The organism is Bradyrhizobium sp. 45, from assembly GCF_023073155.1.
Taxonomy (GTDB): domain Bacteria; phylum Pseudomonadota; class Alphaproteobacteria; order Rhizobiales; family Xanthobacteraceae; genus Bradyrhizobium; species Bradyrhizobium canariense_D.
Genome location: NZ_JADPIX010000122.1, coordinates 1,134,151 through 1,158,460 on the forward strand (window position 1 = coordinate 1,134,151; position 24,310 = coordinate 1,158,460).

Below are 24,310 nucleotides of genomic sequence, written 5' to 3' on the forward strand. Positions count from 1 at the left end.
GCGGACGATCAATCCTCGTTCCAGGAGGCGAGGGCGTGCCCGACGCACCCGTTGATGTGATCGGTGAGCACGGTTTTGGCGCTTTTGATGTCGCGCTTGAGGGCGCATTCGAGCAGCGCCTTGTGCTGGTTGATCGTCTCTGCGCCGCGGTAGCGCAGCGCATAGCGGAAATATTTGTCGAACACGATCGCGTGGGTCTGCATCAGCTCGCGCGAACCGCAATTCGAGATGAGAGCCTGGTGGAATTCGCCGTCGTAGCGTTTGCGCAGCTCGGGATCGTCCCCCTCCTTGAGGACGGTGCGTTCGGTGGCCGCCAGCTTGTGATGCGCGGACACCACGCGGCCCTCCCACTCGACGTCGCCGGCACGAAACGACTCGGCCATTGCATGCTGCTCCAGCAGGATGCGCAGGCCGGCGAGTTCACGCAGGTTCTGGATGGATATCGGCGCCACCTCGAAGCCGCGCTGGCCCTCCGCGACCACGAATCCCTCCGAGGTCAGCCGATTGAGGATCTCGCGCAGCGTGGAGATGCTGACGCCGTAGTCCTCCTTCATGGCGTCGAGCTTGAGACGTCCGGACGGCGTCAGCACGCCGAAAATGATGTCGGATCGAATCCGCTGATAACCGCTGTCGCCCGCCGACAAAGGGCGCCCCTCGAGTGACGTCATGCTCTCCGATCCCGCAATATGCGCGCAACGCCCGTGGTGGGCGGCCGAACCATCACTGTTACCAGCAATATAGCAGACGCCTACCAACAGACGTAATCAAAAATATCAGATGAATTGCGATTTATCATTTGACCAAAAAATGTAGTTATGTTTTTTGATTGACCTGAGGGTGCAGAAAAGAATGGCTGAAGCCGCCGTCGTGCCCCGATCGAACAGGGAGGTCAAAATGAGCTTGTTGGTACGGGCGCTGTCTGCGACGGCGATCTGCGTGGCGCTGACGGTCGGTGCATCCGCTGAGGACATTCAGGAGCGCACGATCAGGTGGGGACACCTGAACAACACCGATCACCCCGTCAGCGCGGGGGTGCAGAAATTTGCGGAGATCCTGCTGGCGAAGAGCGGGGGCAAGATGAAGATTCGTGAGTTCGCGGCCTCGCAGCTCGGCAACGAGCTGCAGCAGCAATCCGCGCTACGCGGCGGCACGCAGGAAATGCTGTCGGCCTCGACGACGTCGCTCGCAACCGTCGTGCCGGAGTTCGGCCTCATCGACTTTCCATTCATCGTGAAGACCATCGAGCAGGCGGATGCTCTCGGCACCGGAAAATTCGGCACGTCGATGCTCGATACGTTGCCGTCGAAGGGATTGATCGGTCTGGGCTATTGGGGCCTCGGCTTCCGCAACGTCACCAACAGCACGCGGCCGATCACCAAGGTCGAGGATTTCAACGGCCTCAAGCTCCGCGTCATTCCGAACCCGGTCTATCTCGAGACCTTCGGATCCTTCAAGGCCAATCCCGTTCCGATGGCCTTCGGCGAACTCTATTCGGCGCTGGAGACCCGCACAGTCGACGGCGAGGAGAACCCCTTCACGGTCATTCTCTCCAACAAGTTCTACGAAGTGCAAAAATACGTTTCCGCCACCAATCACACCTTCACCCTGAACATCATCCTCGTGAGCAAGGCGTTTTGGGACAAGCTCTCGCCGACCGAGCAGCGCCTGATGCGCGAGGCGTACGAGGAAAGCCGAGGCTATCAAAAGGAGCAGACCCGCCTTCAGACTGAAAAAGCCCTCTCTGAATTGCAGGCGAAGGGCATGCAGTACAACACCGTCGCGCCGGAAGAGCTCGATCGGATGCGCAAGACGGCGCAGCCGGTCGTCGACAAGATTGCCGCCAATCTCAAGCCGGAGGCGGTCAAGCTGTTCAACGACGAGCTCGATCGCATCCGCAAGGACGTGAAATAGTCGACCTCGTCAGCATGCAAGAGGCAGAGCCGGCCAGTGGGCCGGCTCTGAACCCGACTTTGCCCGGACGGCACGCATGGCGCGAATTCTCGACCTCTATTGCACCCTGCTGAAGGGCATCATCGCCGCATTTCTTGCGGTGATGGTGGTGCTGGTTTTCGGCAACGTTGTCCTGCGCTACGGCTTCAACTCCGGTATTGCGATTTCCGAGGAGCTGTCGCGCTGGCTCCTGGTCTGGCTGACTTTCCTCGGTGCGGTCGTGGCAATGCGTGAGCACGCCCATCTCGGCGTCGATAGCCTTGTGCGGATGCTGCCGGCTTACGGCAAACGCATCTGCTTCATCGTCAGCTACGTCCTGATGCTGTTCGCCGACTGGCTTCTGCTCTCGGGAAGTTGGCGGCAGACGATCATCAATATCGACGACCGCGCGCCGGCGACCGGCCTCTCGCTCGGCATCTTCTATGGCGTCGGCGTGATCTTCGGCGTTTCGGCCGGAGTGATCCTTCTCTACGACCTGTTCCGCGTCATTTCCGGACAGGCCAGCGAAGCCGACATGGTAGCCGTCAGGGAATCGGAGGAGCACTGATGCTGTCTCCTCGTATCGTGCCGCCCGGCGCTCACATCCTGAAAATCACCGGGATCATGCCATGACGATTGCCGTCTTCACCCTCTCGCTGCTCGGCGCCATGGCGCTGGGCATGCCGATCGCCTTTGCGCTGATCGTCTGCGGCGTGGCCCTGATGAGCACGATCGACATGTTCGACGCGCAGATCGTGGCGCAGAACGTCATCAACGGCGCGGACAGCTTTCCGCTCATGGCCATTCCCTTCTTCATGCTCGCCGGCGAGGTCATGAACAAGGGTGGTTTGGCCAAGCGAATCGTCAACGTTGCGCTCGTCGCGGTCGGCCATTTTCGCGGCGGCCTTGGTTACGTCACGATCCTCGCGTCCTGCATCCTTGCGTCGCTCTCGGGCTCCGCGGCAGCCGATGCCGCGGCACTGGCTGCCCTGCTGGTGCCGATGATGGTGGCGGCGGGCCACAAGAAATCCTATGCGGCGGGTCTGGTCGCGGCCGGCGGCATCATCGCGCCCGTGATTCCGCCCAGCATCGGATTCGTCATTTTCGGTGTCGCCGCGGGCGTGTCGATCTCGAAACTGTTTCTGGCCGGGATCGTCCCCGGGCTGTTGCTCGGGGCGGGGCTCTGCCTGGCCTGGTGGTGGGTGGTCCGCCAGGAGAACCTGACGCCCCCGCCAAGAGCATCGCTCTCGGAAATGGTGAAAGCGGTGGTCGACGGCTTCTGGGCGTTGATGCTGCCGGTCATCATCGTGGTCGGCCTGCGTTTCGGCATCTTCACGCCGACGGAAGCCGCAGTGGTCGTCGCCGTCTATTCGCTGTTCGTTGCGACCTGCATCTATCGGGAATTGAAGCTGTCGCAGCTTTACGAGGTGTTCGTCTCCTCGGCCTTGACGACGAGCATCGTCATGTTTCTCGTGGCAGCCGCGCTGGTGTCGTCCTGGCTCATCACCGTGTCCGAGATTTCGGCACAGATCGTCACCCTGCTCAAGCCTTTCATGGGCAACAACACGCTCCTGATGCTGGCGATCATGGTCGTGGTGGTGATCGTGGGGACGGCTCTCGACATGACGCCGACCATCCTCATCCTCACGCCGATCCTGATGCCGATCGTCAAGGCGGCGGGCATCGATCCCGTCTACTTTGGTGTCCTCTTCATCATCAATAATGCGATCGGCCTCATCACGCCACCGGTCGGTATCGTGCTGAACGTGGTTTGCGGCGTCTCCAGGATCAGCATGGAGGACATCATCAAGGGCGTCTGGCCCTTCTTGATTGCGCAACTGATCGTCCTGTTCGCGATGGTGCTATTCCCGGGGCTGGTGACGATCCCGGCCAAGTGGTTCAGCGGCTAGACGCGTCGGCAACAAAAGAAGGACAAGCCAAAATGGCCGCAAGGATCATGATCCTCAACGGACCCAATCTCAATTTCCTCGGCATCCGCGAGCCCCACATCTACGGCTCGACGACGCTCGGGGAGATCGAGGCGAGCTGCAAGGCGCTGGCCGACCAGCTCGGGGTTTCGATGTCGTTCCATCAATCGAACATGGAGGGCGAACTCGTCAGCCTGATCCAGTCCGCCCATGGCAACGCGGACGCCATCATCATGAACCCCGCGGCCTATTCATTCACCTCGATCGCGCTGATCGATGCGCTGAAGATTTTCGAGGGTGTAAAGATCGAGGTGCATATCTCGAACATCCACGCGCGGGACGAGCTGCACCGCCACTCGATCACGTCGAGCGCCTCCACGGCAGTCATTTGCGGCCTGGGTCCCTATGGTTATCTCGCCGCGATGCTCGCGGCGGTCCAACGGCTAGGGCAATTGCCTGCGACCATCGCGCCAGCTCTGCACGGGCTTGCGGCCGGCGGCAAGGCGTAGGCATGGAGGGCGGGATGCGCGGCACGGGATTTCTCGCCATCTGGAGCGACGTCGAGGCTCTCGACCTGACCGACTACCGGCACTGGCTGACGCGTGAGCACACGACCGAGCGCGTGACGACGAAGGGCTTCCTGGCATCGCGTGTCTTCCGCGCGGCAAGGGACGACATCAACCGCTTCTTCATTCTGTACGAGCTGGGGACGCCGGAGGTCCTCGACGGCGAGGCTTATCTGGCGCGCCTCAACGCACCGACGCCGTGGTCCCGGCGCATCATGCCGAAGCTTGGCAATTTCATGCGGGGCGGCGGCGTCATGATTGCGCGGGGAGGGCGGGGCGAGGGCGCATCGATCGTGCCGCTGCGGATCGAGACGTTGCCGAAGGATCCCCAGGGTCTGGCTCAGGCGCTCGTTGCGTGCGACGGGGTTGCCGCGGTGCAGATCGGCGCGACCGACGAGGCGCGGACATCGGTGCGGACGACCGAGAAGGGCATGCGGAAGAACGAGGGCTTTTTTGCCGGGCTTTTGCTGATCGAGGCGCTCGACGTCGCGTCGTTGCAGGGCGCCTTGCGGAAAGCCGCGGAAATTGCCCCCGACGTCATGGCCGGGGCGAGCGAGCCGGAAGTTTATCAAAGCATGTTTGCGCTCGAGGCCCGTATCGCAGATTTCGGCTGATGACAACGTTCTCGCTCGCCGCGGTGACTTGCTCGAGCTTGCGCCGCCTGCTGCCCGACGTCAGATTCGTCTGGATTGCTGGCTGACGTGGCATCCCGATACCTGAGGAACGCTCCGCGTCAGGAGTGCACCGCTCCATCCCGAGGCCTGTAAAGGCGGCGAGAGCGGGCTTCGTTCGAGCTCGCGTGTTCGCCGCTCCGGGCTAGGAACTCTTGCGCACCATCGAGGCTTGACTCAGCGGGCCAGCGTCGCCGCCGATTTGCTGGCCTGCACGGCCCCGCCTCCAAGCCCCCATACCCCCCAGGGTGGGGCCGTGTCTCTTCGCAGGAGATGCAATGCCGGAGCCGACCGATCACGACATCAGAGAACGCGCGCACCGCTTGTGGGAACAGGCGGGCAAGCCGGAAGGCCGCGAGGACGAGTTCTGGCACGCGGCCGAGCAGGAGTTGCGCAACGAGGACAAGTCGAACCCGATGCGGACGCCGGATACGCTGTGACCAACAAGGGCTGCCCATTCTGCCACGGTCTGGGATGGGTCTGCGTAAACCATCCGCTCCGCGCCTGGAGCGAGGAATTGGGCGGCTGCCGCTGTGGTGAGGGCATGCCCTGCACCTGCAACACGACGGAAGATCCCGAAACAAGAGTGGTGATCGTCGAAGCTGACACGACCTGGCATTGAAGGCGGAACAGAAGCCTTCCAGCAGGAATTGAGGTTGTGAGCAGCACGGGCTGCGACGCAGGCCGGTGGCTACGGCGGGGTTTGCGGTGGATGAGCAGCAAAAGATAGAGCACCAGATCGAACTCGCAACGCGAGCGGCTGCGCTCGTTAAAGACGAAACCACCGTCCAGCGATTCAGGAGTTTCGCCGAGGAGCTGAAGCAAAAGCTCCTTCGCATGATGCGGCGCGGCAAGGTACGAGCGCGCGCGTACGAGCTCTGGGAGCAGGCCGGTCGCCCGGCCGATCGCGATGTGGAGTTCTGGGTCGAAGCGGAACGGCAGATCGAAGAAGAGCGCGATCAGCGGAAGCTTTCGGACTCCTCAGACAAACGATAGTAGCTGGCGCTGCCGGTAGCCACATCGGCAGCGAACAAGCTCGGCCGCGCGTTCCTGGACAGAGAAAAAGCCGCCGAGCTCTTCACCCTGGCGGCTTCAAAAGTTCGTAGCTGTTGGTCGCCTCTCCAGCCTCATGCGTACCGCCGTTACCTTGTTTGCGGCCATGCAGGATCAATCTACGCGACGGCGCTCGATTCTGCTGTGACCTGAAGCACACATTGGAAGGACGATGTGTCGGGAAGCCTGGGAGGGCACCGACTTTGATGGGACGGCCCCGTCATTGGCCTATGCGCCGGCCGCGACACCGAGGCGGCCTATGCCTGGAAGCTTCAGCGCGGGGCGGCGGATGTCGAGGCCGAGCACCGCGCCGAGGAAATTGATCTCGACCCCTTCGACCCAGCCGATGGTCATGCCGAGATAGCCCGACAGCGAGGCGTAGAGCCCGGTGCCGGACGCCGTGATGCCGGCCCAGCGTCCGCTGTAGGGAAAGTCCTTGCCGATAGCGGTCGGCGGCAGCACGGCACGCAGCTCGGGAACAGCATCCAGCGCCGCCTGCACGAAGGTGTTGGAATTCGGTCCCGGCCAGGCGCTGTAGTCGCCATAGGCGCGGAACTTGTAATTCTCGATGACGGCACGGATCTTCGGAATCAGCGCTTCGGCCCGCGCGCCATCGACGGCGACCACCGTTTCCGGGAGGGCTCCGAACCAGCGGCCGTCGGGCGGAAAGCCGTTGCTGCGAACAGGGTCGCCCCAGGCCGTGTAGTCGTATCGGCTATAGGTTGTGGCGCCCTTCTCCTTGACGACGATCCAGGTGTGGACGGCAAAAATACTGCGCCAGCGCACGGTGCGCGCGGCGAACACTCGGATCAGCGCATCCGGATTGGCCGATGCGGGCGGCAGCAGGCCGGCGCTGGAGCGATCCGCCGTCTGCCAATTGCCGCGGCCGTCGCCGCGCAAATAATAGCGGCCGGCCGACACGCCGATCGGCAGGAAGATCAGCAGCAGGAACAGAATCAAGGATTTCCTCAAGGGCAAACGGCGATCAGGCGGGACGATGCCACCAATATAGTTCGCAAGGCACGCCGCGCCAGCGCTCTCCTGCTCTTGCATTCGGGTGGTGCGGCCATATGTTGCGTCCATGAGGAAGTTGTCGCTCGTCGAGGACCAGGCCATCCAAGCGCGAATCGCGTACATCGCGGGCGCCGAGATTTTCGATCGCCTCTTCGCCGGCATCCGGTTCGACGAAATCGACGGCAATCTGCTGTTTGCCATTGCCAGCGACGAAGACTGCGCGGCCGAGATCGAGGACGAGTTCTCGCACCAGCTCGCTGTGGTCGCCACGCACATCCTCGCGCAGAGCGTGGACGTGGTCGTCGTGCTGCCGAAGGTTCTGCAATAGCCGCCTGCCCGTTAGCCTTTTGCCCGTTCAGGCCGCTTGCCTTTGCCCCCTGTCTCTGCTTTTCAACGCAATTGCAAAATTGTAATGACGTCAGTGGGCGCTCAAGCCCGAGGCGCGTTATCGACGGAGCTCGACGGGAGGGCTCGTCGTCGCTCGCCTCTATTTGCGAAACAAAGTTGGATACACATTGGCGCCCACCAGCAAAGCCCGGGCCACGACCGGCGCGATAAAGACAAAAAGCAAGAGCTCGACAAGCGTAGGCTCGATAAGCAAGAGCGCGAAGAGCACGAGTTCGAAAAGCAAGAGGTCGAAAAGTACCAGCTCGACAAGCAAGCGCCCGGACAAGAGCGCCTCGCGTTCCGCGGTCGCCTCCTCATCGCCGCTCGGCATGCTGGCGCTGCATCTGCTCGAGCAGTGGGAGAAGTCCGGCCGCGACGGCCTCGTCTTCCTCTGCGACGACGAGAGTAGGGCGGAGCGGCTGGGCGGCGTGATCCACGCCCTCGATCCCTCGGTCGACGTGCTGGTGTTTCCGCGCCTGAACACGCTGCCCTTCGACGGCCTCGAGCCCTCCCGCGAGATCGCGGGCCGGCGCAGCTCGGTGCTGCGGCGTCTCGCCAAGACAAAGAAGCCCGTCTTCCTGGTGTCCACCGCGGAAGCCATCATGGAACGGCTGCCGCTGCCGGCGAGCTGGTCGCGATCGAGCCTCACGCTGAAGGTGGGCGCGCCCTATTCCGAGACCGAGCTGGAGACGCGGCTGGAAGCTCTCGGCTACGATCTCGACGAAGAGGCGGAGTATCCGGGCGGTGTCCTGTTCCATGGCAAGACGTTCGAAGTGTTTCCCGCCGGCGCACTCGCTCCCTTCCGGATCGAGCATTCCGGCGACACGATCCGCAAGATCGTCGCGGTTGATCCTATCGAGCACGAGGTCGTCTACGAGACCCCGGAATTGATCATAGATCCCATGTCCGAGCGGATCGCTCTGGGAGCTACGCGCGGACAGCGGGCGACACTGCCTGATTATTGCAGCCGCGCGCGATGGATCGCGGATGCCGGGGTATCGGCTCACGCCGAGAGCTGGCTGGGCACGATCGAGGACGCTGCCGGCCGCAGGGATGCGGAACGCGAATATCTGGGGCAGGCGGACTGGAAGCAGCTGAAGAAGCGCATCAGCGTGCTGCCGCGCAAGACGGCCTTCATCTCGACGCCGGAGTTCTCGAAGCTGGCCTCGCCTCGCAAGGCGCTTCGCGCCTTCGTCGCCGACATGCAGCGCGGCGGATCGCGGCTGCTGTTCGTCGCGGCCGTCGAGGACGACCTTCGCGCGATGGAGCGCATGAGCGGCATCAAGGCGGAGCGCCTGGCCGATTGGAGCGAGGTGACGAAGGCACGGAGCCGCGAAGGCGCGCTGCTGGCCGATTTCGACGCGGGGTTCATTGGCGCCGGCCGCAAGCCGCTCGTCGTCGTGACCGCGTCCGACGTGCTCGGCAGCCGAGCCCATCATCCGCAGCCGATGGCGCGCGCCTGGAATCCGGCTTTCGATCATCCCGACGTGCCGGAAAAGGGCGCCGCTATCGTCCATCTGCAACGCGGGCTCGCCGTGCTCGATGGCTTGCAGACCCTGGATATGGGCAAGGGATCGCGACGCGAGATGATCAGGCTCAAATTCGCGGGCGACAATGCCGTGCTCGTACCGCCCTCCGATCTTGCCGTGATCTGGCCTTATGCCGGCGAGCCCGGCAAGCTGACGCTGGACAAGGCGGACGGTAGCAGCTGGTGGGCGCGGCGCACCGAGGCGGAAGCGGAAATCCAGGTCGCCGCCAAGGCGCTCGCCAAACACATCAGCCAGCGCCTCCGCCGTCGTGCACCGAAACTGGTGCCGCCGGGGCCGGCTTACGAAAAATTCGTCGCGCGGTTCCCCTATTTCACGACAGTGGACCAGGCCCAGGCGATTCAAGACGTCCTCGACGATCTTGCGGCGGGCCATCCCATGGACAGGGTGATCTGCGGTGACGTCGGCTTCGGCAAGACCGAGGTCGCGCTGCGGGCGGCGGCCGCAGTGGCGCTGTCCGGCAAGCAGGTGGCGATCGCGGCGCCGACGACCGTGCTGGCGCGGCAGCATGTCGAAACCTTCCGCAAGCGATTCGGCCCTCTCGGCATCGAGGTGGGAAGCCTGTCGCGGGCCAGTTCAGGCCCGGAGACGCGAGAGACCAAGGAGGGGTTGCGGCGCGGCACGCTGAAAGTCGTGGTCGGCACGCAGGCGCTTGCGGCAAAGGACGTGAAGTTCGCCGAACTCGGCCTCGTCATCATCGACGAAGAGCAGCATTTCGGGGCGGCCGAGAAGGCGAAGCTTTCAGGCCTCGCCAAGGGGGCCCATTCGCTGTGGATGAGCGCCACGCCGATCCCGCGCACGCTCGCGGCGGGTCTTGCCGGCTTCAGGGACCTCAGCGTGATCGCCTCGCCGCCGGTTCATCGCCTTCCCATCGTGACCAGGATCGCGCCGCTGTCCGATGCTGCCATTGCCGCAGCGCTGCTCCGTGAGCGCAGGCGGCACGGTCAGAGCTTCCTGATCTGCCCACGCATCCAGGATCTGGAGCCGATGCTGGCGCGGGTGCAATCGGTGGCGCCGGAGCTGCGCATCGTCTGTCTTCACGGCAGACTGCCCGTGGACGAGATCGACGATCGCATGATGAGTTTCGTCGATGGCGAGGCGGATGTGCTGCTGGCGACCAATATCGTGGAAAGCGGTCTCGATATTCCGCGCGCGAACACCATCGTGGTGTGCTGGCCCGAAAAGTTCGGGCTTGCGCAGCTGCATCAGCTCAGGGGACGGGTGGGACGCGGCGGCACGCGCGCTTTTGCTCATCTGCTGACGGAATCGACCTCGGAGCAGTCCGAGAAGCGCCTGGCGGTACTGGAGGAGTTCAGCAAGCCCGGGGCCGGCTTTGCGATCAGCGAGCGCGACCTCGACCTCAGGGGCGCCGGCGATCTGTTCTCGGAACAGCAGTCCGGGCATGTCCAGGTGTTCGGACCGGTGCTCTACAGTCATCTGCTGAAGCGCGCGTCCGAGCGAGGCAGCGATACCGGGGCCGATCTGTGGGTGCCCGATCTCAATATGCCGCTCGCCGACATGCTGCCTGAAGGCTACGTGCAATCCGAGGCGGTCCGGCTCGAGATCTATGGGCGCGCTGCCAGGTGCCGGAGCGACGACGATCTGGAAGATCTGGAAGAGGAGATCTCGCGTCGTTTCGGCAGGCTGCCGCCGGAGGCCCGCGACTTCTTCGCCTCCGCCAGGCTGCGGATCGATTGCAAGCGGCGCGGTATCGTCAGGCTCGATGTCGGGCCCGAGGCCGTCGCCGCGACGTTCCTGCCGGGGCGACTACGGAAATCGAGGGCGAAGTCGCAGACGGGGGCGCTGCAGCGCGACGGCGACCGCGTTGTTCACGCCGGCCGCCGCGACCAGGATCCGTTCAGCCGGGTCGAGGAGTTTCTCGACCTGCTGGACGGCTAGGGATCATTCGGTCTGCTCGACTGCCGCCGGCATTTTCGCCACCGACATCAGAGAGCGAGCCACCTGGTTGAGAAGCTGATCGGCGTTCTCCTCCTCGGCGAGCGATTTCGACAGCAGGGCGACAATGGCACTGTGGCGAAGCTGCTGGGCGAGGTTGCGCGCCGTGGTGTAGCCCGCGATCTCGTAATGCTCGACGCGCTGCGCTGCGCCGATCAGGGCGAGGTCGGCCGCCGCGTCCTCCTTGTCCTCGCCCTCGGCCATGATCTCCTGGCCTTCCTCGACGAGGCCCATCATGCCCTTGCAGGGCTTGGCGCGGGCGGATTTGCCGAGCATTTCGAAGCATTCGTTGATGCGCTCGACCTGCGCTTCGGTCTCGGCGAGGTGCTGCTCGAACAGCTCGCGCAACTGATCGAAGCGGGCGGCCTCCGCCATCTTGGGAAGCGCCTTGGTCAATTGCTTCTCGGCATGCAGGATATCGCGCAGCTCGTTGATGAGCAGATCGCCGAGACCCGCTTCGTCCGCGGGCGGCGAGCTCTCGGTGACGATGGCCGAGGCCGGACCCGGTTCGCCCGCCTGGATCGCCGGCGACTCCGTGAACACCCAGTCGCCGCCCTCGTTCCACGGGCCGCGCGTGTCGATCTCGCCATGGTCGCCGGCGCCGGTGGAATCGTTGAAGAACTGGTCCACGAGGCCGGGCGTCGGCGCGATGCGGCCGATGCTGAACGCTGGCTTGCCCATGCTCTCGAGCGCGAGCGCGAACGCCTTCATGTGCGTGATCTCGCGGGTCATCAGGAACTGCAGCGCGTCCTTGCTGCCGGCGTCGTCGCAGAAATTGATCAGCCGCTCGTAGACGATCTTGGCCCGCGCCTCCGCGGCGATGTTGCTGCGCAGATCGACGTCAAGCTCGCCGGTGATCTTCAGATAGTCGGCGGTCCAGGCATTGCCCTGGGAGTTGAAGAGATTGACGCCGCCGCCGCCGGCGATGGCGATGAGGGGATCGGCTTCGGCCGCCTGGCGGTCGAACTTCGACGGCTTGAGATGCATCCGCGCCAGCGTGCCGACCACTTCCAGATGGCTGAGCTCTTCGGTGCCGATGTCCATCAGCAGGTCCTTGCGATCGGGATCCTCGCAGTTCAACCCCTGGATCGAGTACTGCATCGCGGCGGCGAGCTCGCCATTGGCGCCGCCGAACTGCTCCAGCAGCATGTTGCCGAAGCGGGGATCCGGCTCGTCGACGCGAACGGTGAACATCAGCTTCTTGACGTGGTGATACATGGTGGGGACTCTCGTATTGGGAGGACAGGAAAGAGGATGTCTTCCGAACGGGCGGCTTTAGCGTTCGTTCCTCGCGAAACGACCTGCGCCGATGATATCGGGCGCAGGTCGTTCGAAGTCGATCGGCAGGATCGTGGGCGTATTCGCTTAGCGCTGGTCCGGACGCTTGGCGGGCGGCCCATTCTTGTTGCCTGGCGCGCCCTGAATATTCGACGGGTCCTGCGACTGCACGGCGGTGTTGCCAGTGGAGCTCGTCGAACTCGATCCAACGGTCTCACCAGGCTTTGCGGCCGGCCCGTTCTTGTTGCCGGGCTGCCCGGCAATGCCGGCACCCGAATTCTGCGCGCTCGGCGCGGACGAAACGTCAGGCTTGCTGGCCTGCGCCCAGGCTGCTCCAGGCAGCGCGAGAGCGGCGAGGATAACGGCACCTGTGAACTTCATCTCGGTGTTCTCCGACTGATGCCCCATCTACTCGAACGCCGATAACCTGCGTGCGTTCCCTGTCGTCATCAACTCGAAAGCGTCGGCTCACCGTGTCACGACCAACTACCCCGGCAGCGGCGCCTCCACGACGTCCAGCAGCGCGCCGACGCCCTGGCGCAGGCGGCGCGTGGCGATGGCTTCGGTGGCGAGACCGAACACCACGAGGGATCGCCCCGTCATCGCATAAACGTGCCCGAACTCGAATGCGGGCATTTGCCCCTCCGGTTGATTGGTGTCGATCAACCCGATCCAGCTGCGTCCCTCGGCGACTGCGGGCAAGGTGAAATTCACGACGTCGTAATGGGCGTTGTAGATCAGCAGCATGGTTGCGTCCGAGCCGCGGCGCTTGATCCCGGTCTCCTGGGCGCGGCCGTCGAGCAGCAGGCCGAAACATTTGGCGTTACCGTCCTGCCACTGGTCCGTCGTCATTTCCTCCCCGGACGGCGCGAGCCACGTCACGTCCTTCACGTCCAGCTCTTCATTGTGGGAGCCGACCAGGAAGCGGCTGCGGTAAAGAATCGGAAATGCCTTGCGCGTGGCGATCAGCTTGCGCGTGAATTCGCGCAGGCTGCGGCCATTTGCGGTGATGCGGAGCCAGTCGAGCCATGTGGTCTCGTTGTCCTGGGCGTACGCGTTGTTGTTGCCGTGTTGGGTGTGTCCGAATTCGTCGCCGGCAAGCAGCATAGGCGTGCCGTGCGACAACAACATGGTCGCCAGCAGATTGCGCTTCTGGCGCTCGCGCAGCGCCGTGATGTCCGGATCGTCCGTCGGTCCCTCGGCGCCGCAATTCCAGGAATGATTGTCGCTGTGGCCGTCGCGATTATCCTCACCATTGGCTTCGTTGTGCTTGTCGTTGTACGAGACGAGGTCATTGAGATTGAAGCCGTCATGGGCTGTGACGAAGTTGACGCTGGCCCATGGCCGGCGGCCGCGCTTGTTGAAGAGATCGCCGGATCCGGACACGCGCTTGGCGAAGTCCGCGATCGATCCCTCGTCGCCCTTCCAGAAGGCGCGCACGGTGTCCCTGAACTTGTCGTTCCACTCCGCCCATCCCGGCGGAAACTGACCGACCTGATAGCCGCCCGGACCGATGTCCCAGGGCTCGGCGATCAGCTTGACGCTGGAAAGCACGGGGTCCTGCCGGCAGGCATCGAGGAAGCCGCCGCCTTCATCGAACCCGTAAGGTTCGCGCGCCAGGATGGTGGCGAGATCGAAGCGGAAACCGTCGACCCGCATCTCGGTCGCCCAGTAGCGCAGGGAATCCGCGACCAGTTGCAGCACGCGTGGATGCGACAGGTTCACCGTGTTCCCGGTACCGGTGTCGTTGATGTAGTAGCGCTGCTGGTCCGGCAGCAGGCGGTAATAGCTGGCGTTGTCGATGCCCTTGAACGAGAGGGTTGGGCCGAGCTCGTTTCCTTCAGCGGTGTGATTGTAGACGACGTCGAGGATGACCTCGACGCCATGGGCGTGGAACTGGTTGACCATGGCCTTGAATTCGTTCGCGAACGGCGTCCTGAGGTAACGCGGCTCCGGCGCGAAGAAGGCAAGGGAGTTGTAGCCCCAGTAATTGCGCAAGCCTTTCTCGACCAGATAGCTGTCGTCAACGAAGGCATGGATCGGCAACAATTCTGCACTGGTAATGCCAAGCGAGCGCAGGTAGGCCGGAACTTCCGAGTGCGCGAGACCGGAGAACGTGCCGCGGTCTGCGTCGGGCACCAGCGGATGCAACTGGGTAAACCCCTTGACGTGCATCTCGTAGACGATCGTCCGCTCCCACGGCACTTCCGGCTTGCGCGCGGCGCCCCAGGTGAAGGCCGGGTCGATGACACGGCATTTCTGCATCAAGGGCGCGCTGTCGCGTTCGTCGTAGGAGAGATCCTTGTCGGCATGGTCGAGCTGGTAGCCGAACAGCTCCGGTCCCCAGCGCAACCGGCCGACCAGCTGCTTGGCGTAGGGATCGAGCACGAGCTTGTTGGGATTGAAGCGGTGTCCAGCGTCGGGTTCGTAGGGGCCATGGACGCGGTAGCCGTAGACGGTGCCGGGGCGGGCCGAGGGCAAATAGCCGTGCCAGACTTCGTCGGTATATTCGGGGAGTTCGATCCGCTCCAGTTCGGTTTCGCCGCTGTCGTCGAACAGGCAGAGTTCGACCTTGGTGGCATGGGCTGAAAACAGCGCGAAATTGACGCCGAGCCCGTCCCAGGTGGCGCCGAGCGGAAACGGCTTGCCCTCGCTGATGCGGGAGCGGCGCAGGCTCGAGGCCGCCCGCGTCAGGGTGTCGTCTGAATGTACCGTTTGATCCATCGCTGCCCCCGAATAGCCCCTCAAGAATTTGGTGAGGTTGCCGTCACTTCCGCGTCGCCTGCTCGCCGACGGTCGCAGAAGTAATCACCGCGACAGGGGGCACATCGTCCGGCTTCGGCAGCGTGGTTGCCCTTTGCAGCGCCGCCTCCTTGCTGATAGCCGCAATCGAGTTGCCAATCCGCTCGACGATGCTGGTCAGCTCTGCGTCGGATAGTCCGAGACGCTTTCTGACGAGGCGCACCTGAGTACGGTCGGCGAGGTCGAGCTTGTTGCGGATCGGCTGTGGCTTCGAGCGGCGCATGACGAAAACTCCCGTGTGGAGTTGCAACCGTCGCCCCGGCGATTCCGTTCCCTGTTTGCAACAGTGATCTTCCCCAACCCATCGTCGCCGCACCTCGGCCCAAAAGTGCACACAACGCACATGGCGCATCGGTGTGGCGCCGGCCTGAGGAACGAATGCCCACATCTCGGCTTCTCCCGTTGAGCATGCTCAAGCGATCGTAAAATCGAGCCTCGCGAAGCGTGCCGTAACTTCCAGCCATGCACGCAAAGGCGGCCAGGTTTGAGTCACAGTTTGGGAATGGCTGGGCCAGCGCGACACCACGGCCCTCGATGCCTCGACCACGGGGTCTGCTTCAATCTGTGGGCGCCGACGGCGCAATCGGTCGAATTGCTCGAAGCCGGCCGGCCGCCACTCCGGATGATGCGCGACCACGATCGCTGGTACCAGGCGTTGAGTCCCACCGCGCATGTCGGCACGCGCTATCAGTTCAGGATCAACGAAGACCTGGTCGTTCCCGATCCCGCCTCGTTCTTCCAGCCGGACGACGTCGGGGCCCCGAGCGAGGTGGTGGACACTGCGGCGTTCCGGGACTCGGTGCTCTATCCCGGCCGCCCTTGGGCGGAGGCCGTGATCTACGAGTTGCACGTCGGCACCTTCAGTGAGGAGGGCACCTATGCCGGCGTCGAGAAGAAGTTGCCCTATCTGCGCGATCTCGGCATTACCGCAATCGAGCTGATGCCGCTCAATGATGTCCCCGGCCGGCACAATTGGGGCTATGACGGCGTGCTGCTGAATGCGCCGAATGCGCGCTACGGCAGGCCGGAAGACCTCAAGCGGCTGTTACGCGCGGCGCATGCCCTCGACATCATGGTCTATCTCGATGTTGTCTATAACCATTTCGGACCGCAGCTGAACTATCTGCACCTCTATGCGGAAAGTTTCCTTACCGCGCGCCACAGCACCGGCTGGGGCCCTGCCGTCAACCTCGAGGGACACGACGGCGCGTTCGTGCGCGAGTTCCTGATCGAGAACGCGTTGATGTGGCTGCGCGACTACGGGTTCGACGGCTTGCGGCTCGACGCCGTTCACGCCCTGAAGGACGATTCCGACCGCCATTTCCTGATCGAGCTTGCCGAGACGGTTCGCAGTCAGCTGCCGGACCGGCGCGTGCATCTGATGCTGGAGAACGAGGCCAATCAGGCCCGCCTGCTCGACCGTGCTCAGGGGCGAACCCGGCTCTATGACGCGCAATGGGGCGATGATTTTCACAACGCGCTCCACGTCCTGTTGTCGGGCGAGGACGAAGGCTATTATCGCGCGTTCGCAGACAGGCCGCTTGAACATCTCGCGCGAGCGCTCACCGAGGGCTTTGCCTACCAGGGCGAAATCTTTCCGCTGCATGACGAACCGCGCGGCGAGCCGAGCGCGCATCTGCCGCCTGATGCCACCATCTTCTTCGCCCAGAACCACGACCAGATCGGCAACCGCGCGCTCGGGGAGCGGCTTTCCGCGCTGGTCGGTCCGGAGAAGCTGGACCAGGCCATGGCACTGGTTCTCTTGAACCCGCATATTCCCCTGTTGTTCATGGGTGAGGAAGCCGCGGCCGAGACGCCATTCCTGTTTTTCGCAGACTGGTCCGGCGAAGCTGCCGAGCTGACGCGGGAAGGGCGGCGCAAGGAGTTCGCGCACTTCAAGGCGTTCTCGACGCCCGGCATGCGCGCCAGGATTCCGGATCCGTGCGATGAAAAAACCTTCGGGGCATCGAAGCTCGACTGGGCCGGCATCGACCGCTCTCCCGCCAGCGCCAGGTTTCGCGGCCTCACAGCCCGATTGCTGAAGATAAGGCGCGAGAAGATCGTTCCGCTGATCAAACGGGGTTTCGTTTCGGCTCATTGCAGGTTGCTGGGGGAGAACCAGCGTAAGGGCGGCCTGGATGCCCGTTGGCGGACGCAGAAGGGAGACATCTTGCAGATTCTTGCCAATTTCGCCGACCACGAACTGCCCATGCCGGCGCTGGTCGCGGGCGAGAGCCTATGGCGATTGGGCGCCGCCGACGCGCCAGAGCTGTTGCCGAGCGACATCATCGTGCGGCTTGGCCACGAGGCGTGATGGAACCGCGAGGAACGCTTCCGAAAGCTTTCCGTTAGCGGAGTAAATCCCTGGAGCCACTCCATGACCGAATATCCAAAGCCGCCTTATCCGTCCCAGCAGCAATCGATGCCCGGTTCGACCCGCGCGATGAATCCACGACCGGATCACGGCGAAGAGAGTTACAAGGGCTCCGGGCGACTGTCCGGAAAGAAGGCAATCATCACCGGTGGCGACAGTGGCATCGGCCGCGCGGTCGCGATCGCCTATGCCCGGGAAGGTGCCGACATCGTCATCGCCTATTTGAACGAGGACGAGGATGCCGCTGAGGTCAAGACGCTGGTGGAGCGCGAGGGACGCAAGGTCGTCCTGATCCCCGGCGACATCCGCAATCCCGATCATTGTCGCGCGATCATCCAGCGCACCGTCGAGGCGTTCGGCGCAATAGACATCCTCGTCAACAACGCGGCGCATCAGGACACGTTCAAGGAGATCGCTGAGATCAGCGACGAGGAATGGCAGCGGACGTTCGAGACCAACATTCACGCCATGTTCTATCTCACCAAGGCTGCGGTCCCCCACATGCGCCCGGGAGCGGCGATCATCAACACCGCGTCGGTGAACTCCGACATGCCGAATCCAACCCTGCTGGCCTATGCCACGACCAAGGGCGCCATTCAGAACTTTACCGGCGGCCTTGCGCAGATGCTGGCGGCAAAGGGCATTCGGGTCAATGCGGTCGCTCCGGGTCCGATCTGGACGCCGCTGATTCCGTCGACGATGCCGGAGGACAAAGTCAAGAACTTCGGCAAGCAAGTGCCGATGCAACGGGCCGGCCAACCGGCCGAACTTGCGACCGCCTATGTCATGCTCGCCGATCCACTCTCGAGCTACACGTCGGGAGCGACCCTGGCGGTCACCGGCGGCAAGCCGTTCATCTGACCGAACCTGCAACGAGAACGTGGCAGCCCCGCGGGTGGGGCCGCCACGTCTAGTACGTCTTCACCAGCACGCCTTGACCAGCAGGTCTCGATCAAGCCGCGCTGGACGCCTTGGCATTGACGCCCTTGCGAAGCGCCACGGTGTTCAGCTTGGTGTTGGCGGCCTTCTCTTCGTTCAGGTTCGTCGTGAGGAAGCGCACGATGTCGTCGTGCCCGAGTTCCTCCGCCCATGCGATCAGCGTGCCGTAGCGGCACATCTCATAATGCTCGATGGCCTGTGCGTTGGCCACGATCGCGGCATCGAGCACGGCCTTGTCCTCGATTTCGCCCGCGGTCTCATCGGCCTCCTTGATGAGGCCGTCGATGGCGGGACAGTGTGTCCCGCTGGGCTCCTTGCCGAGCTTCGCGAATGCCTTGCCGAGCCTGTCGACCTGCTTGTTGGTCTCCTCCAGATGGGCTTTCAAGCCGGCGGCAAGGTCCCTGTTTGTCGCCTTCTCGATCATCTTCGGCAGAGCCTTGAGGATCTGCTGTTCCGCGTAATAGATATCCTGCAGGCCGTGCAGCAGCAGGTCTTCCATCGATTTGATGTCCTTGGTGAAGAATCCCATAAACGACGTCTCCTTTGACAATGATGGAACTGGAACGCTGCACAGCCCTAGCTGTTCCATTCCCGTGATCAGATCAGGAGAGCCGAATGAGCGATGGTGCGGATCATCTTGCGGGCTTGCTCGGACGAGCGGCCATGGACGTGTGGGGTGACATGCCTCGCGACATCCAGGAAGCGCTGTTCGAGACCGCCATGAAGGGGCGTCCTGCGGAGCGGGAAGAGCTCGCGCGACTGCTGCACGAGCGGCATCCCCGTACGCTTCATCCGGCACGGCCTGGCTGAGCCGCGGCAGGAACGATTGTGTCAGAAGCCGATTTGTAAAATGGGCGAGGCGCGGTGAATGGGATTGACGAAGCCCGTGAGCCGTAGCTCGCCCAGGATCAAATCGGTGAGTCGATCGGCGTGACTGAAATGATGATCGGAAAATGGTACGACCCGATCTCCCAGCGATGGATCGTGCCTCGCGAGGAACGTCCGGTGGCGGACTATTCGCAGTCCAACCCGGAGAAGGGGCCGGAAAGCAGCGCATCGCGCGAGGCGCAGCGGATCTGGGACCTGTTGGTCGATTGCTGCGCGCGCGGTTGATGTCCGAGCCGCACCATCATTCGCTTCTACTTGGCAATTCAGAGAGTGATGACATAGACCGCGAAGGCAATGATGAGCGCCAGGCTTACGACGGCGGTGCTGATCAATATCTTGCCCATGGCGCGTCCGTGCTGTCTCGCCGCGTCAATGTAACAGCCGCCATTTTCGTTCCGGAGCGGCAGGTGAAGGTGGCTCCCACTGTTCACATGTGAACAAAGGGTGTCGGCACCAATGGCGTGAACTATATCATTTGATACAGACATGGCTGCGCTCGCACTTATCATCGGCAATCCGGAAAGGCACCGCATGGTGCCATGAGATGGAGACCCGATCGTGCTCAGGCGGCGTCGCGTTCAGCAAACCACCACTCTGCAAGAACGGCTTGCGGAGTTCACCAGGACCATCCGTGAAAAGGCCGAGGCGTTGCCCGACGGCAAGGAGCGGGATGAGCTGATGAAACGGCTCAGAAGCGCCGACGCGGCGTCAAACCTCGACCGTCAATTCGCCGGCAGGGATTGAGCTGGTGGTCTGCCGAGGCGGAGTTTGCGCGTTCAGCCTCTCCGGCGTCAGCTGCGATACCAACTCGCCAGATTCCAGGTCGTGACGTCCCATCCCGACATGTCGACCATGAGGTTGTTGACCCCTGCGTTGACGATGTTGCGGGATAGAAGCGGCAGGAACACGTTGGCCTCGCAAAACGTTTCGTCGACCTTGATCAGCAGCGCGGCCCGCCTGACCGGATCAAGCTCGTTCTGCGCAGACTTGTAGGCCTTGTCGGCCTCGGGATCGGACCAGCGCGAGACGTTGCGGCCGAGCCATTTGTTTTCCTTGTTGGAGATCTCCCAGGAGACGCACTGGTTCAGGAAGCGCTCCGGGTCGGGCTGCGGCTGCGTGGTGTTGTACATCTCCATGTCGGCATAGAACTTAGAGTAGGTGTCGGGGTTGCCGACGTCGGACGAGAAGAACACCGATGCCGTGACCGCCTTGATTTCGATCTCGATCCCGGCCTTCTGGCAGGCCTGCTTGATGATGGCCTGCGTCTTCTGACGCGGCGCATTGGTCGAGGTCTGGAAGACGAATTTGAGCTTCTTGCCGTCTTTCTCGCGGATGCCGTCCGCGGCCTTGGCCCAGCCGGCCTCGTCGAGGATCTTGTTCGCCTTGTCGACGTCGAACTCGTATTTCAGCTTCGGCGACTTGAACTGTTTGGGCGCGTTGACGAAGCTCGCGGTGGCGACGCCGCCGCGCCCGTAAATGAATTTCTGAATCGACTCGCGGTCGATCAGCAGATTGATCGCGCGGCGAACGGCGGGATCGGACAGCGTCGGGTGCTTGGTCTTGGGGCTTGAGCGCTCGCCGTCCACCTCGGTCCAGGGGTCCGTCGTGTTGAGGATGATGAATTCGACGTTGCCTGATGGCGTGACGTCGAGCTTGCCCTTGCCGCTGGCCTCCATGCGTTTGAGGACCTCCTCCTCCACCTGCATGTTCCAGGCATAGTCGTATTCGCCGGTCTGCAGCACGGCGCGAGCCGCGGACACCGCATCGCCACCGCCCTTGATCTCGAGCGTGTCGAAATGCGGCTGGTTCTTGACGTGATAGTCGGGATTGCGTTCGGCCCGGATCAGGTCACCCGGCTTGAACTCGACGAATTTGTAGGGACCAGTGCCGACCGGCTTCAGATTGCCGGGCGCTTCGCGCGACTTCGCGCCGACATAGTCGCCGAAATGATGTTTCGGCAGGATCGGACCGACCGAGCCGACGAAGGGATCGGCCCAGAACGGCGTCGGCGCCTTGAACAGCACCTTGACGGTGTGGTCGTCGATCTTCTCGACCGTGATGTCTTTGTAAGACCCCGTAGTGTACGCCGCCGTGGCGAGATCCGAGGCGTATTGCCAGGTGAACACGACGTCGTCGGCGGTGAAGGGCTTGCCGTCATGCCATCTCACGCCCTGCTTCAGTTTCCAGGTCACGCTCAGGCCGTCCGGCGAAAGGCCGCCGTTCTGCTTGGACGGAGCCTCGGCCGCGAGGCAGGGGACGAGGTTGCCGTCCTTGTCCCAGCCGGCGAGGGGCTCGAAGAAGACGCGCGAGGCGATCTGGTCCTTGGTCCCGAGCGCGAAATGCGGATTGAGCAGTGTAGGGGCCTGCCAGAGCAGGATTTTGAGTGGGCCGCCGCCGCCGGCCTTGGTCGGCTTGTAGGGCAGGGTGGCGTCCGCCATCGCCACGTCGTTCCAGACCAGGATCTGGCTCGCGACAGGCGCCGCGATCCCGATCGCAGCCATCGTCTGCATGAACGAGCGTCGCGACAGGGTGCCCTGCTGCACCTCAGTGATGGACTTGCGGATTTCGTTCTCGTTCATCGGATGATCCCCCACTTCAAGGACAAGTCGTCACCGGCCAAGGCCCATCATGTTTGATCATGGGCGAGGCGGCAATGCCACCAAGGTCAGAAAACCCTGCGGCGAAATGACGAATGTGCGGGGAGAGGTCTGACGCCCGGATGGAGCCGAGCGCAACCAGGATAAGTCCAGCCGCGCTGGCGGCGCCCCGGATTGCGCATCGCTCCATCGGGCTACGGGCAACGATCCGTGGGTTTTGTCGTGACGCGTCTCACGCTTGCGCAGATGCATTCGTTCCCCGCATGCCGTCGAACGGAGAAGCGTCGTCCGCGTCAATCGGTCAATATGGATTTACATTTCATTGATTTCGCGCCGCGGAGAAGCGAATACGGTTCCAATCATTGCCGAGTCATGGAGACCAAGATGTCGTTCTGTTCCACCCTGATCCTTGCGACCGTGCTCGCCGTCTGGTCGGCCGCCGCTTCAGGCGAGACCATCAAGATCGGCGTGACGCCGGGGCCGCACGCCCAGATCTTCGAGGCGGTGAAGCCGATCGCCGCCAAGCAGGGTCTCGACATCCAGCTCATCGAATTCTCCGACTACGTCGTGCCGAACGCAGCGCTCGATGCCGGTGAGATCCAGGCCAATTCGTTCCAGAACCAACCATATTTGGACAATCAGAAGGCGGACCGTGGCTACAAGATCGAAGCCGTCGGCCTGACCGTGAATTTCCCGATCGGCGTCTATTCCAAGAAGCACAAGGCCTTCGCCGATATCCCCGAGGGCGGCAAGGTCTCGATCCCGAACGATCCGACCAATGGCGGCCGCGTGTTGCTGCTGCTGCGCGACCAGGGCGCGATCAAGCTGAAGGACGGCACGGGTTTCAAGCCGACGGTGCTCGATATCACCGAGAATCCCAAGAAGCTGAAGTTCATCGAGGTCGACGCGGCGCAGGCGCCGCGCGCGCTCGACGACGTCGACGCCGCCGCGATCAACACCAATTATGCAACCCAGGCTGGCCTCGATCCCGTCAAGGATCCGATCCTGCGCGAGGACCCGAAGGGTCCCTACGTCAATCTCATCGCCGTTCGCACGGTCGACAAGGACAAGCCCTGGGTCAAGATCCTGGTGGACAGCTATCACACGGCGGAGGTCAAGGAGTTCATCCTGACCAAGTTCAAGGGCGCGGTTCTGCCGAGCTGGTAGGCAGTCTGCCCAGCCAAAGTTCAGCTCAGGGCGATCCCGGCGGGCGGGCTTGCGTACTAGCCCTGCGCAATGCCCGCTTGTCTGGAGCTGCGGCAACCGACATCATCGGGACCTATCCTCGTCCGACAGGGGTCGTATGAAACGCTTAGCAAACCTGAAACGCCTGGGGTTTTTCACACGGCTTCTCGACGAGGCCCCGCCGGCCGACCGATATCGCTTCGCGGCCGAGCAGATCGTGCGCGCCGAGACGGCGGGCCTCGATTCCGCGTGGATCGCGCAGCACCATTTCCACGAGCGCGAGGGCGGCCTGCCGTCCCCCTTCACCTTCCTCGGTTATGTCGCAGCCCAGACCTCGCGCATCAGGCTCGGCACCGGCATCGTCACCTTGCCGCTGGAGAACGCGGTGCGGGTGGCGGAGGATGCCGCGGTGCTCGATCTGCTCTGCAACGGTCGCTTCGAGCTCGGTGTCGGCACCGGCGGCAATCCCTCGGCCTTTGCCGCCTTCGGCCTCGACAGCGCCCAGCGCAACGAGATCTTTGCGCGCAATCTGGACGTCGTCCGCACCGCGTTGGTCGGCAAGCCGCTCGAAGGTGGTGACACGCTCTATCCGCAGCGGCCGCAATTGGACGACAGGATCTGGCAGGCGACGTTCTCTGTCGCGGGCGGCGCGCGTGCCGGCAAGGCAGGCGATGGCCTGTTGCTGTCGCGCACCCAGCCTCGAACCAAGGAGGCGCCGAAGGCAACGCTCGCCGAGATTCAGAATCCGGTGATCGATGCCTATCTCGAGGCGCTGCCGCCGGGACGGGAGCCCCGCATCATGGCCTCGCGCACCGTCTTCGTTGCCGACGACCGGACTGAGGCGATGCGTCTTGCCGATATCGGCCTGCGACGCGCGCTCCCGCAATTCCTCAAGGGCGGCCACGCCAAGCCAGGCGAAACGCTCGAGGAGATGATCGTGGCGTTCGACACCCATGTCGGCGCGGCCGACGACGTCATCGCTTCGCTCCGCGCCGACGCCACGCTGGAGCGGGTGACCGATCTCGTCTTCCAGGCGCATTCGGTCGATGCCCCGCATCCCCACATTCTGCGCTCGATCGAGCTGGTCGCGGAGAAGGTCGCGCCGGCGCTGGGCTGGGCGCGGACGGCGCCCGACGTGGCGCTGGCGGGATAGTCGGAATGAACGGAATCGCGTTGCACGAGGCTGCAAGAGGCTG

26 protein-coding genes are annotated in these 24,310 nt (G+C 63.3%); 17 read left to right on the forward strand and 9 right to left on the reverse strand.

Features of this window, described 5'->3' with window-relative positions; translation table 11 throughout:
• Nucleotides 1–8: 8 nt before the first annotated feature.
• The gene (locus IVB42_RS25880) at nucleotides 9–668 is read right to left on the reverse strand and encodes an FCD domain-containing protein (protein WP_247471331.1); all 660 of its coding nucleotides are present in this window, start codon (nucleotides 666–668) and stop codon (nucleotides 9–11) included.
• Between the two features lie 226 nt (nucleotides 669–894).
• On the opposite strand from IVB42_RS25880, the gene IVB42_RS25885 reads away from it, so the two are divergent.
• From IVB42_RS25885 to IVB42_RS25915, 7 genes are all read left to right on the forward strand, one after another.
• Nucleotides 895–1,911 carry a TRAP transporter substrate-binding protein gene (locus IVB42_RS25885; RefSeq protein WP_018453915.1) on the forward strand — a complete coding sequence of 339 codons (1,017 nt, stop codon included), beginning with the start codon at nucleotides 895–897 and terminating at the stop codon, nucleotides 1,909–1,911.
• 76 nt (nucleotides 1,912–1,987) lie between these two features.
• On the forward strand, nucleotides 1,988–2,497 hold the full coding sequence (locus tag IVB42_RS25890; protein ID WP_085393958.1) for a TRAP transporter small permease: 510 nt from the start codon (nucleotides 1,988–1,990) through the stop codon (nucleotides 2,495–2,497).
• Nucleotides 2,498–2,558: 61 nt separating this feature from the next.
• Complete coding sequence (locus IVB42_RS25895) at nucleotides 2,559–3,839, forward strand: TRAP transporter large permease subunit (RefSeq protein WP_085383158.1); 1,281 nt, start codon at nucleotides 2,559–2,561, stop codon at nucleotides 3,837–3,839.
• Nucleotides 3,840–3,871: 32 nt separating this feature from the next.
• Nucleotides 3,872–4,366 carry a type II 3-dehydroquinate dehydratase gene (locus IVB42_RS25900; RefSeq protein WP_026232626.1) on the forward strand — a complete coding sequence of 165 codons (495 nt, stop codon included), beginning with the start codon at nucleotides 3,872–3,874 and terminating at the stop codon, nucleotides 4,364–4,366.
• Between the two features lie 14 nt (nucleotides 4,367–4,380).
• Nucleotides 4,381–5,037 carry a hypothetical protein gene (locus tag IVB42_RS25905; protein WP_247395350.1) on the forward strand — a complete coding sequence of 219 codons (657 nt, stop codon included), beginning with the start codon at nucleotides 4,381–4,383 and terminating at the stop codon, nucleotides 5,035–5,037.
• Nucleotides 5,038–5,372: 335 nt separating this feature from the next.
• Nucleotides 5,373–5,534, forward strand: coding sequence for a DUF2934 domain-containing protein (locus tag IVB42_RS25910; RefSeq protein ID WP_018453920.1), 162 nt, complete (start codon nucleotides 5,373–5,375; stop codon nucleotides 5,532–5,534).
• Between the two features lie 268 nt (nucleotides 5,535–5,802).
• Entirely contained in the window at nucleotides 5,803–6,090 is a 288-nt protein-coding gene (locus IVB42_RS25915) for a DUF2934 domain-containing protein (RefSeq protein ID WP_085394208.1), read from the forward strand.
• Between the two features lie 285 nt (nucleotides 6,091–6,375).
• On the opposite strand, the gene IVB42_RS25920 is transcribed toward IVB42_RS25915, so the two are convergent.
• A complete protein-coding gene (locus tag IVB42_RS25920; RefSeq protein ID WP_018453922.1) occupies nucleotides 6,376–7,107 on the reverse strand; it encodes a DUF3750 domain-containing protein in 732 nt (243 codons plus the stop codon).
• A 121-nt stretch (nucleotides 7,108–7,228) separates the two neighbouring features.
• On the opposite strand from IVB42_RS25920, the gene IVB42_RS25925 reads away from it, so the two are divergent.
• On the forward strand, nucleotides 7,229–7,489 hold the full coding sequence (locus IVB42_RS25925) for a hypothetical protein (protein WP_007595982.1): 261 nt from the start codon (nucleotides 7,229–7,231) through the stop codon (nucleotides 7,487–7,489).
• Between the two features lie 159 nt (nucleotides 7,490–7,648).
• Here the strand turns inward: IVB42_RS25925 and IVB42_RS25930 are convergent, their stop codons facing one another.
• Nucleotides 7,649–7,879, reverse strand: a complete 231-nt coding sequence (locus IVB42_RS25930) for a hypothetical protein (protein ID WP_018453923.1) — start codon at nucleotides 7,877–7,879, stop codon at nucleotides 7,649–7,651.
• Between IVB42_RS25930 and IVB42_RS25935 the strand changes: the two genes are divergently transcribed.
• Entirely contained in the window at nucleotides 7,878–10,994 is a 3,117-nt protein-coding gene (locus IVB42_RS25935; protein ID WP_204512179.1) for a DEAD/DEAH box helicase, read from the forward strand. The two genes, IVB42_RS25930 and IVB42_RS25935, sit on opposite strands and share 2 nt — an antisense overlap.
• 3 nt (nucleotides 10,995–10,997) lie before the next feature.
• Here the strand turns inward: IVB42_RS25935 and IVB42_RS25940 are convergent, their stop codons facing one another.
• The 4 genes from IVB42_RS25940 to IVB42_RS25955 all read right to left on the reverse strand — a co-directional run bounded on the left by IVB42_RS25940 (nucleotide 10,998) and on the right by IVB42_RS25955 (nucleotide 15,354).
• Nucleotides 10,998–12,269 (reverse strand): DUF892 family protein, encoded by a 1,272-nt coding sequence (locus IVB42_RS25940; protein WP_018453925.1) that lies wholly within the window; start codon nucleotides 12,267–12,269, stop codon nucleotides 10,998–11,000.
• 147 nt (nucleotides 12,270–12,416) lie between these two features.
• Nucleotides 12,417–12,710, reverse strand: coding sequence for a hypothetical protein (locus tag IVB42_RS25945; protein ID WP_026232628.1), 294 nt, complete (start codon nucleotides 12,708–12,710; stop codon nucleotides 12,417–12,419).
• A 105-nt stretch (nucleotides 12,711–12,815) separates the two neighbouring features.
• Nucleotides 12,816–15,053, reverse strand: coding sequence for a glycogen debranching protein GlgX (gene glgX / locus IVB42_RS25950; protein ID WP_247395351.1), 2,238 nt, complete (start codon nucleotides 15,051–15,053; stop codon nucleotides 12,816–12,818).
• A 43-nt stretch (nucleotides 15,054–15,096) separates the two neighbouring features.
• Nucleotides 15,097–15,354, reverse strand: coding sequence for a DUF3606 domain-containing protein (locus IVB42_RS25955; protein WP_018453928.1), 258 nt, complete (start codon nucleotides 15,352–15,354; stop codon nucleotides 15,097–15,099).
• A 279-nt stretch (nucleotides 15,355–15,633) separates the two neighbouring features.
• Here IVB42_RS25955 and treZ point away from each other — a divergent pair, with 279 nt between their 5' ends.
• Together treZ and IVB42_RS25965 are read left to right on the forward strand one after the other, a co-directional pair.
• On the forward strand, nucleotides 15,634–17,445 hold the full coding sequence (gene treZ, locus IVB42_RS25960) for a malto-oligosyltrehalose trehalohydrolase (protein WP_247395352.1): 1,812 nt from the start codon (nucleotides 15,634–15,636) through the stop codon (nucleotides 17,443–17,445).
• A gap of 63 nt (nucleotides 17,446–17,508) precedes the next feature.
• The gene (locus IVB42_RS25965) at nucleotides 17,509–18,366 is read left to right on the forward strand and encodes an SDR family oxidoreductase (protein ID WP_018453930.1); all 858 of its coding nucleotides are present in this window, start codon (nucleotides 17,509–17,511) and stop codon (nucleotides 18,364–18,366) included.
• Between the two features lie 91 nt (nucleotides 18,367–18,457).
• Here IVB42_RS25965 and IVB42_RS25970 read toward each other — a convergent pair whose 3' ends face one another.
• Nucleotides 18,458–18,973 carry a ferritin-like domain-containing protein gene (locus IVB42_RS25970; RefSeq protein ID WP_247395353.1) on the reverse strand — a complete coding sequence of 172 codons (516 nt, stop codon included), beginning with the start codon at nucleotides 18,971–18,973 and terminating at the stop codon, nucleotides 18,458–18,460.
• A gap of 86 nt (nucleotides 18,974–19,059) precedes the next feature.
• On the opposite strand from IVB42_RS25970, the gene IVB42_RS25975 reads away from it, so the two are divergent.
• The 4 genes from IVB42_RS25975 to IVB42_RS25990 all read left to right on the forward strand — a co-directional run bounded on the left by IVB42_RS25975 (nucleotide 19,060) and on the right by IVB42_RS25990 (nucleotide 20,076).
• Nucleotides 19,060–19,254: a hypothetical protein gene (locus IVB42_RS25975; protein ID WP_007614011.1), complete on the forward strand. Its 195-nt coding sequence runs from the start codon at nucleotides 19,060–19,062 to the stop codon at nucleotides 19,252–19,254.
• Nucleotides 19,255–19,374: 120 nt separating this feature from the next.
• Nucleotides 19,375–19,557: a hypothetical protein gene (locus IVB42_RS25980; protein ID WP_143273038.1), complete on the forward strand. Its 183-nt coding sequence runs from the start codon at nucleotides 19,375–19,377 to the stop codon at nucleotides 19,555–19,557.
• Nucleotides 19,557–19,769, forward strand: a complete 213-nt coding sequence (locus tag IVB42_RS25985) for a hypothetical protein (protein WP_143273036.1) — start codon at nucleotides 19,557–19,559, stop codon at nucleotides 19,767–19,769. Before IVB42_RS25980 ends, IVB42_RS25985 begins: the two co-directional genes overlap by 1 nt.
• A gap of 121 nt (nucleotides 19,770–19,890) precedes the next feature.
• On the forward strand, nucleotides 19,891–20,076 hold the full coding sequence (locus IVB42_RS25990) for a hypothetical protein (RefSeq protein ID WP_018453934.1): 186 nt from the start codon (nucleotides 19,891–19,893) through the stop codon (nucleotides 20,074–20,076).
• A 47-nt stretch (nucleotides 20,077–20,123) separates the two neighbouring features.
• On the opposite strand, the gene IVB42_RS25995 is transcribed toward IVB42_RS25990, so the two are convergent.
• A complete protein-coding gene (locus IVB42_RS25995; RefSeq protein ID WP_085348497.1) occupies nucleotides 20,124–21,911 on the reverse strand; it encodes a peptide ABC transporter substrate-binding protein in 1,788 nt (595 codons plus the stop codon).
• 390 nt (nucleotides 21,912–22,301) lie between these two features.
• Here IVB42_RS25995 and IVB42_RS26000 point away from each other — a divergent pair, with 390 nt between their 5' ends.
• Nucleotides 22,302–23,096, forward strand: coding sequence for a MetQ/NlpA family ABC transporter substrate-binding protein (locus IVB42_RS26000; RefSeq protein ID WP_247295672.1), 795 nt, complete (start codon nucleotides 22,302–22,304; stop codon nucleotides 23,094–23,096).
• A 136-nt stretch (nucleotides 23,097–23,232) separates the two neighbouring features.
• Complete coding sequence (locus IVB42_RS26005; RefSeq protein ID WP_085383546.1) at nucleotides 23,233–24,267, forward strand: putative FMN-dependent luciferase-like monooxygenase; 1,035 nt, start codon at nucleotides 23,233–23,235, stop codon at nucleotides 24,265–24,267.
• The last annotated feature ends 43 nt before the right edge of the window (nucleotides 24,268–24,310 follow it).